This is a genomic window from Adlercreutzia sp. ZJ473, assembly GCF_013185065.1.
GTDB lineage: Bacteria > Actinomycetota > Coriobacteriia > Coriobacteriales > Eggerthellaceae > CAAEEV01.
Genome location: NZ_JAAVTO010000116.1, coordinates 1 through 1,478, shown reverse-complemented (window position 1 = coordinate 1,478; position 1,478 = coordinate 1). Strand labels below are relative to the sequence as shown.

The 1,478-nt window shown below is 56.9% G+C and carries 1 protein-coding gene; it reads left to right on the top strand.

Annotated elements, in window-relative coordinates:
• Positions 1-108 precede the first annotated feature (108 nt).
• On the top strand, positions 109-1,368 hold the full coding sequence (locus HRL41_RS11895) for an IS256 family transposase (RefSeq protein WP_172137204.1): 1,260 nt from the start codon (positions 109-111) through the stop codon (positions 1,366-1,368).
• Positions 1,369-1,478: the final 110 nt, after the last annotated feature.

Below are 1,478 nucleotides of genomic sequence, written 5' to 3'. Positions count from 1 at the left end.
GATCGCGTGCCGAAAGTTGGTGTCAGGAGTCGCTTTGAGATAGAAGTGGCCATTGCCTAGAATCGTTTTTGCGAAAGTAACCGATTCATCAGAAAGGCAACGGCCACCATGGACACTTTACAGGATAAGGGAGCGCTGGAAAACCTTCCATTTTGCGAGGATGGGACCATTGACATCAATGAAATGATGCGTCGCAGGCTCGAGATGATGATCAATCAAATAATGGACTGGCAGGCAGACGAGATCTGCGGCGAGGGCAACCGACGCAACGGCTATCGCGAGCGCAGGCTCCTGACCGTGCTCGGCGAGATAACGATGAGAATCCCCAAGCTTCGGGAGGGCACCTACTTTCCCGACGAGTTGATCAGGCCCTACTCGCGCGTCGACCGGGCAATGGTCGGCATCGTGAAGGAGGTCTATGTGCGCGGCCTGTCCACGCGCAAGATTGAGAAGGCCGCCGACGCGCTGAAGTTCGGCTCGCTAAGCCCCTCGCGTATCTCACGCATGACTGCCGATCTCGACGAGGAGGTCGCAGCTCTAAACACATGCCGCTTCGAGGGAATGAATTTTCCGTACCTGTGGCTTGATGCCACCTACCTCAACTGCCGCGACGAAGGTCATGTCCAGTCTAAGGGCGTAGTCACCGCCATAGCATGTGGAGCGGACGGCTCGCGCCAATTCGTCGGATTCGACGTGGTAGACACTGAGTCTGCGGTCTCGTGGAAAGCGTTTTTGAGGAACCTGCGCAAGCGCGGCATCAAAGGCATCAAGTGCGTGGTCTCTGACGGCCACACCGGATTGGTCCAGGCGATAGCCGAGGTGTTCCAGGGGGCGGCGTGGCAGCGCTGCATTGTTCACCTTGAGCGTAACGTGGCGGGCTGGTTTTCCAAGAAAGAGGATAAGGCTATCGCCACGGCGGCCATGAAGGCCGTCTTCGCTGAGCGCGACCCGCAACTCGTGCGCGCTGCTTACCGTCAGGCAACAGAGCGCATCGCGCAGCTCAAGGGGCATGCGGGTGAGCTTCTCGACGATGCCGAAGCTGACGCGCTGGCTTATCTCGACTTCCCGTATGAGCACCACATCCGCCTGCGGACAAACAACGTGCAAGAGCGTGCTAACGAGGAGATAAAGCGACGGACCAAAGTCGTAGGCGTGTTTCCGTCGGTCGACTCGATGATGCGCCTGGTGGGGGCAGTGCTCACCGATGTCAACGAGGAGTGGCTCGATGCGAAGTTTATGGATGCGTCATCGCTTAAGGACGTGGTTAAGTCTGAGACGAGCCTTAAACCCATTCCTAACGACATCATAGAGAAGGCAAGGGTATGCGTTACAACAGCAATCGAGGAGAAACTCGGAAGGGCGGCATGATGTCAATAGTGTAATATGTAGTTAGTTCTGGGCAGTGCTGCGTTTGCTCGGGCGGGCTAAAGCCCGCACCTCCCAAACGCAGTCATGACACCAACAATCGGTACACAACC

Coding starts and splice junctions, on each gene's coding strand:
- HRL41_RS11895 (WP_172137204.1), top strand. CDS start 109: ATGGACACTTTACAGGATAAGGGAGCGCTGGAAAACCTTCCATTTTGC.